Source organism: Amaricoccus sp., from assembly GCF_036846665.1.
In the GTDB taxonomy this organism is placed as follows: domain Bacteria; phylum Pseudomonadota; class Alphaproteobacteria; order Rhodobacterales; family Rhodobacteraceae; genus Amaricoccus.
Window position 1 is genome coordinate 1 of the sequence record NZ_DAIUBO010000201.1, and the last position, 7,085, is coordinate 7,085.

Annotated in this window: 6 protein-coding genes and 2 riboswitches; all 6 genes read right to left on the minus strand. The window is 71.1% G+C overall.

Annotation, left to right across the window (positions count from 1 at the left end; genetic code table 11):
- Nucleotides 1–659 (minus strand): ABC transporter substrate-binding protein (locus V7050_RS16330; RefSeq protein WP_324410845.1); only part of this gene is annotated, 659 nt, incomplete at its 3' end.
- A gap of 5 nt (nucleotides 660–664) precedes the next feature.
- Complete coding sequence (locus V7050_RS16335) at nucleotides 665–910, minus strand: hypothetical protein (RefSeq protein ID WP_324375332.1); 246 nt, start codon at nucleotides 908–910, stop codon at nucleotides 665–667.
- A 47-nt stretch (nucleotides 911–957) separates the two neighbouring features.
- Nucleotides 958–1,953 (minus strand): DUF6925 family protein, encoded by a 996-nt coding sequence (locus tag V7050_RS16340; protein ID WP_324369865.1) that lies wholly within the window; start codon nucleotides 1,951–1,953, stop codon nucleotides 958–960.
- A gap of 165 nt (nucleotides 1,954–2,118) precedes the next feature.
- Nucleotides 2,119–2,318: riboswitch (cobalamin riboswitch) on the minus strand.
- 28 nt (nucleotides 2,319–2,346) lie between these two features.
- On the minus strand, nucleotides 2,347–3,408 hold the full coding sequence (locus tag V7050_RS16345) for a ribonucleotide-diphosphate reductase subunit beta (protein WP_324375330.1): 1,062 nt from the start codon (nucleotides 3,406–3,408) through the stop codon (nucleotides 2,347–2,349).
- A gap of 133 nt (nucleotides 3,409–3,541) precedes the next feature.
- Nucleotides 3,542–6,292 carry a ribonucleoside-diphosphate reductase subunit alpha gene (locus V7050_RS16350; protein WP_324369869.1) on the minus strand — a complete coding sequence of 917 codons (2,751 nt, stop codon included), beginning with the start codon at nucleotides 6,290–6,292 and terminating at the stop codon, nucleotides 3,542–3,544.
- Between the two features lie 84 nt (nucleotides 6,293–6,376).
- Nucleotides 6,377–6,570: riboswitch (cobalamin riboswitch) on the minus strand.
- 51 nt (nucleotides 6,571–6,621) lie between these two features.
- Nucleotides 6,622–7,085 (minus strand): 2Fe-2S iron-sulfur cluster-binding protein (locus tag V7050_RS16355; protein ID WP_324375328.1); only part of this gene is annotated, 464 nt, incomplete at its 5' end.

The window sequence follows — 7,085 nt, forward strand, 5'->3', positions numbered from 1 at the left end:
GCGAAGCCGGGGCGCGCCGCGATGCGCTCGGGGCGGACCTTCTTGCCGCACCAGGAGGCGAGGATCAGGTCCGGTGCCGCGGTGACGACCGCGTCGGCGGTGACGATCCGGCCGGTGGCGGCGGGCTGGCGGGAGAGATCGGCGAAGACATCCTCGCCGCCGGCGACGGCGACGAGCTCGGACACCCAAGCGATGCCGGAGATCATCGGCTCGTCCCATTCCTCGAAGTAGACGCGCTGCCGCGGGAGGCCGGCGCGGTCGGCGCGGATCGCGTCGAGGCGGCGCCGGTAGCTGTCGGCGAGCGCGGCGGCGCGCTCCGCCGCGCCGACCAGCGCGCCGAGGGTGCGGATCATCGCGAGGATGCCGGCGAGGTCGCGCTGGTTGAAAGCGTGCACCGCGACGCCGGCGCGGACGAGGTCGGCGACGATGGGCGCCTGCAGGTCGGAGAAGGTCAGAACGAGGTCAGGCTCGAGCGCGAGCACCTTCGGCAGGTCGGCCGAGGTGAAGGCGGATACCCGCGGCTTCTCGCGCCGGACCTGCGGCGGGCGGACGGCGTAGCCCGAGACGCCGACGATGCGGGCCTCCTCGCCGAGGAGGTAGAGGGTCTCGACCGTTTCCTCGGTGAGGCAGACGATCCGCTCCGGCGGAAAGCGCCGCACCGCGGTCAGGCGGCCGATGCGCGCGGCGTCGCCAGCAGCCCCGACACGACCGCGAGGCGGTGCAGGACGAGACGGCGGGCGAGCGCGAGCAGGTTCGTCCACAGGATGCCGCGCCCGACCACCGCAACGACGGCGGCGAGGGGTGTCGCGCAGGCCGGCACGAGGCCGAAGACGAGGCTGGCCACGGTCACGACCGCGATCCAGGCGCCGGCGCGCGCCCCGGTCACGATATCCCGGACCTCCGTCGTCATGGCTGTCCCCCTGCCCTGCCGGAGCTTCCGTCGAACGGTCCCATGCGTCAATGCCCCGGGCGGTCGGGTTCGGCGGGTTCCCCGCCCCGGTCGAAGGTGGCCGACCAGCGGTCGAGCAGGTCCGAGCCGCCGCGCTCGCGCCGCCGCTGCCTCAGTGCATTGCGCAGGCCGGCGCGGCCGCTGCGGCTCGGCAGCGGCTCGAAGCCGCCCGGTTCCCGCCCGGCGTCGAGCGCCGAGCGCACTGCCCGCTTGGCGACCACGTAATCGGGATCGCCCCAGGCCTCGAGCAGCGCCTCGAAGGCGGCATGGAGGCCTGCGTCGAAGGCGCGGTCCTCGCCCATGGCACCGATCACCGGATTGCCGGGATGCAGCCCGGCGCAGGGGACGAGGCCGTGCGGGATCGGGACGTTCGCGGAATGGGTGCGGCCCGAGGCGAGCAGCTTCGGCAGCACATGGGTGTGCGGGCCGGCCGGGGAGACGCCGCCGGTCTCGGGGCCACCGATCTTCTGGAAGACCTCGATCCGCCCGAGGTTGGTCAGCGCCACCCGGTGCGGATGCGCGGCGACGATCGCCCCGAGCGCCGGGTTGCCCGGTGCGAGGACCGGCCGGCCTGCGGCGCCGCGCAGCGTGGCGAGGAGCGCGGGGTCGGTGACGCGGATGCAGAAGTCGACCTGCGGCTGGCCGAGGCCCAAGTCGAAGAGGATGCCGGCGCGATCCCCGGGCCGCACCGCATCGTCGTCCGGACCGAGCTCGGTGAGGACGCCGCGCCCGTCGCGCCGCGCCGCCTCGGCCGGAAGGCAGAGGGCGACCGCGACGGTCCAGCGCCGCGGGTCCGGGCTCACGGTCTCGTAGGCGAGCGGCTCGGCATCGGCGAGTCCCTGGAGACGGATAGCGCCCCGCGACGTCACCCGTTCGAGGCCGTCGGCGACGGCCGGCTCGCCGTCGTCCTGATGGAACTCGGCCACCGCGCCCCACGACCCCATCGACCATGAGGCACGCCAGTCGGCGAGGCGCGCGGCTGCCAGGGTCTCCAGGTCCGGCATGGTTCCCGTCCTTTCAGTGGCGCCGCTGCGCCGCGCAAGGGCAGGGCTCGCCGAGCAATGGGCGGGTTTCCGAGCCCCTGGACGGGCCGGAGGGATGAGAAGCCGCGTCCGCGCGCGCCGCCGTCCGTCGCATGTCGCCTCCAGCCCGGGGCACCCCGCCCGGTCGATCGGGTTTCGGCGACGGCAGGTCTCCTGGCTCGCGGGTCGCCGCTTTCCCGATCCTTCCCGGCCCGGCGGGCCAGTGGATGCGTTCGGGATCGCTGGCCGCTTACAGTTGCGGGGGCAGCGCCGGTCTCGCACCGGCTTCCCTCTTCGTCCGCGGCGACTCGGGAGCAGCCGCGGAAACCGTCGTGCCGTCGATCCTGGCCCCTGCCCGGCGGCAAGGCAAGACCTTCAGTCCCAGCTGAGCGCGCCGCCGGTCTGGTATTCGGTGACGCGGGTCTCGAAGAAGTTCTTCTCCTTCCGGAGGTCGATCGTCTCCGACATCCAGGGGAAGGGGTTCTCGGTCGGCGCGAAGAGCGGCTGGAGGCCGAGCTGGGCCGAGCGGCGGTTGGCGATGAAGCGCATGTAGTCGGCGCTCGACTCGGCCGTCAGGCCGAGCAGGCCGGTCGGCATGGTGTCGCGGGCGTAGGCGGCCTCGAGCTCGGCCGCCTCGCCGAGCATGCGGCGCACCTCGGCCTGGAAGGCCTCGGTCCAGAGCCGGGGGTTCTCGGCCTTGATCTGGTTGATGACGTCGATGCCGAAGTTCAGGTGCAGGCTCTCGTCTCGGAGAATATACTGATATTGCTCGGCAATTCCAACCATGCGGTTGCGCCGGCCGAGCGAGAGGATCTGCGCGAAGCCGGTGTAGAACCACATCCCCTCGAAGACGACGTAGAAGGCGACGAGATCGCGCAGGAAGGCGCGGTCGGCGGCTTCGGTGCCGGTGCGGAAGGCGGGGTCCTCGAGCGCCCTGGTATGATCGAGCGCCCAGGCGGCCTTGTCGGTGATCGAGGGCACTTCGCGGTACATGTTGAAGAGCTCGCCCTCGCCGAGGCCGAGGCTCTCGACGATGTACTGGAAGGTGTGGCTGTGCACGGCCTCCTCGAAGGCCTGGCGCAGAAGGTATTGACGACACTCGGGATTCGTCAGGTTGCGATAGACTGCGAGCACGATGTTGTTGGCGACGAGACTTTCGGAGGCGGCGAAGAATCCGAGGTTGCGCTTGACCATGCGCCGCTCGTCGGGGCTGAGCGCGTCCGACTTCCAGAGCGCGATGTCGGCCTGCATCGAGACCTCGGTCGGCATCCAGTGGTTGTTGCAGGCGGAGAGGTACTTCTCCCAGGCCCAGCGGTACTTGAGCGGCAGGAGCTGGTTCACGTCGGCGCGGGCGTTGATCATCGCCTTGTCGGAGACGCTGACGCGTCCCCCGTCGCGGTCGATGGAGCCGAGGCCGGTGGCGTTGAGGTCGAGCATGGGGGCTCCTGTCATGCGATCTTCGGCGGTTTGGCGGGGTCGCCGGGCATCACCTTGAAAAAGCGGCAGAAACACGGGCTGGAAGGCGGCCGGAATCCGGCTGGAATCCGGCTTGCCATTTCGGCTTGCCGCGTCACTGGCAGGCCTCGCAGCTCGGGTCGTCGAGCGCGCAGGCGCCGCCGACCTTCACCGCGTTGAGCGTCGCGTCGGCGCCGGAGAGCGTCGACTTCTCGACGCGGGTCGCGGCCTTGGCGCGCAGGTAGTAGGTGGTCTTCAGGCCGGACTTCCACGCCAGCCGGTAGAGCGCGTCGAGCTTCCGGCCCGAGGGCTCGGCCATGTAGAGGTTGAGGCTCTGCGCCTGGTCGATCCACTTCTGGCGCCGGGCGGCGGCCTGCACCAGCCAGTCGGGCGCGATCTCGAAGGCGGTGGCATAGAGCGCCTTGAGGTCGGCCGGCACGCGGGCGATCGGGCCGAGGGCGCCGTCGTGGTACTTGAGATCCGAGATCATCACCTCGTCCCAGAGCCCGCGCGCCTTGAGGTCGGCGACGAGGCCCGCGTTCACCACGGTGAATTCGCCCGACATGTTCGACTTGACGTAGAGGTTCTGGAACGCCGGCTCGATCGACTGGCTGACGCCGACGATGTTGGAGATGGTGGCCGTGGGCGCGATGGCGAGGCAGTTGGAGTTGCGCATGCCGCGGCGCGCCCGCTCGCGGAGGGCGTCCCAGTCGAGGCGGGCGCTCCTGTCGAAGGGCGCGACCCCGCGGGCCTCGGCGAGCAGGTCGAGCGAATCGTGCGGCAGGATGCCGCGGCTCCAGAGCGAGCCCGGGAAGGTCGCATAGGCGCCTCGCTCTTCGGCGAGGTCGCAGGAGGCGGCGATGGCGTGGAAGGCGATCGCCTCCATGCTCTCGTCGGCGAAGGCGACGGCGGCCTCGCTGGCATAGGGGATGCGCAGGATCTGGAGCGCGTCCTGGAAGCCCATGAGGCCGAGGCCGACCGGGCGGTGGCGGAGGTTCGAGCGTTCCGCCTGGGGGATGGTGTAGAGGTTCACGTCGATGACGTTGTCGAGCATGCGCATCGCCGTCGCCACCGTGCGGGCGAGCTTCGCCAGGTCGAGGCCGGCGGGCGTGACATGGGCGGCGAGGTTGACGGAGCCGAGGTTGCAGACCGCCACCTCGTCGGCGCTCGTGTTCAGGGTGATCTCGGTGCAGAGGTTCGAGGAATGCACCCTGCCGACATGGCCCTGCGGCGAGCGGATGTTGCAGGGGTCCTTGAAGGCGATCCAGGGATGGCCGGTCTCGAACAGCATGGAGAGCATCCGCCGCCAGAGGTCGACGGCGCGCGTGCGGCGATGCACCCTGATCTCGCCGGCCGCCGCCCTGGCCTCGGCAGCCTCGTAGGCGGTGCGGAACGCCTGCCCGGTCAGATCGTGCAGATCCGGCACCTCGTCGGGCGAGAACAGCGTCCAGGGGCCGTCCGCCTCCACCCGCTCCAGGAAGAGGTCCGGCACCCAGTTGGCGGTGTTCATGTCATGGGTGCGGCGCCGGTCGTCGCCGGTGTTCTTGCGCAGGTCGAGGAATTCCTCGATGTCGATGTGCCAGGTCTCGAGATAGGCGCAGACCGCGCCCTTGCGCTTGCCGCCCTGGTTGACCGCGATCGCCGTGTCGTTGGCGACCTTGAGGAAGGGCACGATGCCCTGGCTCTTGCCGTTGGTGCCGCGGATATGCGCCCCGAGCCCGCGCACCGGCGTCCAGTCGTTGCCGATGCCGCCCGAGTATTTCGCCAGAAGCGCGTTGTCGCGGATGCCGCCGAAGATCGCTTCGAGATCGTCGGGGATCGTGGTCAGGAAGCAGGAGGAGAGTTGCGGCCGCGGCGTGCCGGCATTGAAGAGCGTCGGCGTCGAGGCCATGAAGTCGAAGGACGAGAGCAGCTCGTAGAACTCGATCGCCCGCCCGTTCCGGTGCTCCTCGCGCAACGCGAGGCCCATGGCGACGCGCATGAAGAAGGCCTGCGGCAGCTCGAAGCGCGTGCCGTCCTCGTGCAGGAAGTAGCGGTCGCAGAGCGTCTGGAGCCCGAGATACTGGAAGGCCCTATCGCGCTCGGGCCGAAGCGCGGCCGCGAGGCGGGGGAGGTCGAAGCCGGCGAGCGCCGGGTCGAGGAGGCCGGCGCGGATGCCGTGGGCGACATAGGCCGGGAAATAGGCGGCGAGGTCGGTTTCGTCCGCGCGGCCCAGCACCGCCGCCATCGCCTCGCCGCGGATGCGATCGGCGAGCAGCCGCGCGGCGACGAAGGTATAGGCCGGATCGGTCTCGATCAGGCTGCGCGCCCCGAGGATCAGCGCCTCGTCGATCTCGGCCGCGGTGACGCCATCGTAGAGCGAGGCGAGCACTCGCTCCGCCGCCGCCGCTGGTGATATGTCGGCGAGCCCGTCGCAGGCCGCGTCGACCCGGGCGCGCAGGGCCGCGACGTCGAGCGGCACGCGCGCGCCGGCGGCGTCGTGCATCCAGCGCTGCGGCTCCGGCGCCGAGGCGGCGGCGCGCTCGGAGGCCCGCGCCTCGCGCCAGAGCACATAGGCGCGGGCGACCTTGTGGTGGCCGCCGCGCATCAGCGCGAGTTCCGCGAGGTCCTGGATGTCCTCGATGGCGATCCGCGCGACCTGCCGGCGGTCGATGGCCGCGGAGATGCCGACGGTCATCGTCTCGACGAGGTCGTGCACCCGCTCCGAGCCGCGCGCCGCCTCGCCTTCGACGGCGAGGAAGGCCTTGCCGAGCGCCACCGCGATCTTGGTGGCGTCGAAGGGCACGAGCCGCCCGTCGCGCTTGATGACCTGGAGGGCCGTCGCCTTGCGGCCGGTCGCATGGCCCGAGAGTTCTGTCGCCTGCATCAGCTTCCCCGCTGCTTGGAGCGCGGCGCATGCGGGGGCTCCGGACGGCAGGCCGCCGGCGACTCCCGCGGGGCACCCCGCCCGGGTTCACGTCCTGTCGCGGCAGGTCTCCTGGCTCGCGGCTCTCGCCGCCCCTCCCGCCTTCCCGGCCCGTCCGGCCAGTGGCATGATGGAAGGGACGCGCCGCTTACAGTTGCGGGGGCAGCGCCGGCATCGCACCGGCTTCCCTATTCTCCGACCCGCGCGCGCGAATCGGCACCGTGACCACTACATCTTGCTGTTTCGCCGGTTCGGCTGTCAACAAGTAGATTGCACGCCTGGGTTGAACCTCACGCCTCGATCTCGACCCTTCCCATCGGGTGCGAGCAGCAGGCGAGGATGTAGCCCGCTTCGATGTCCTCCTCCGAGATGCCGCCGTTGTGGACCATGTGGACCTCGCCCGAGAGCTTCCGCGTCTTGCAGGTGCCGCAGACCCCGAAGGTGCAGCCGGAGGGGATGTTGAGCCCGGCCATCCGCGACACCGCGAGCACCGTGTCGGCCTCGGTGCAGGGCACCCTCCGCCCGCTCGCGGCGAAGACGACCTCGGAGGCCGCCTCGGCGCTCGGCACCACGTCGTCGAGCGCGGGCGCGTCGGCGGGCGTCAGCACCGGGGCGGCGAAGGTCTCCTGGTGGTAGTGATCCATGTCGAAGCCGAAGCCGATCAGCATCTCGCGCACCGTCTGCATGAAGGGCTCGGGCCCGCAGCAATAGACCTCGCGCTCGAGGTAGTCGGGCGCCATCAGGCCGAGCATCA

Excerpts from the sequence above, each read along its gene's own strand:
- V7050_RS16335 (WP_324375332.1), bottom strand. The coding sequence starts at position 910 with ATGACGACGGAGGTCCGGGATATCGTGACCGGGGCGCGCGCCGGCGCC.
- V7050_RS16340 (WP_324369865.1), bottom strand. The coding sequence starts at position 1,953 with ATGCCGGACCTGGAGACCCTGGCAGCCGCGCGCCTCGCCGACTGGCGT.
- V7050_RS16345 (WP_324375330.1), bottom strand. The coding sequence starts at position 3,408 with ATGCTCGACCTCAACGCCACCGGCCTCGGCTCCATCGACCGCGACGGG.
- V7050_RS16350 (WP_324369869.1), bottom strand. The coding sequence starts at position 6,292 with ATGCAGGCGACAGAACTCTCGGGCCATGCGACCGGCCGCAAGGCGACG.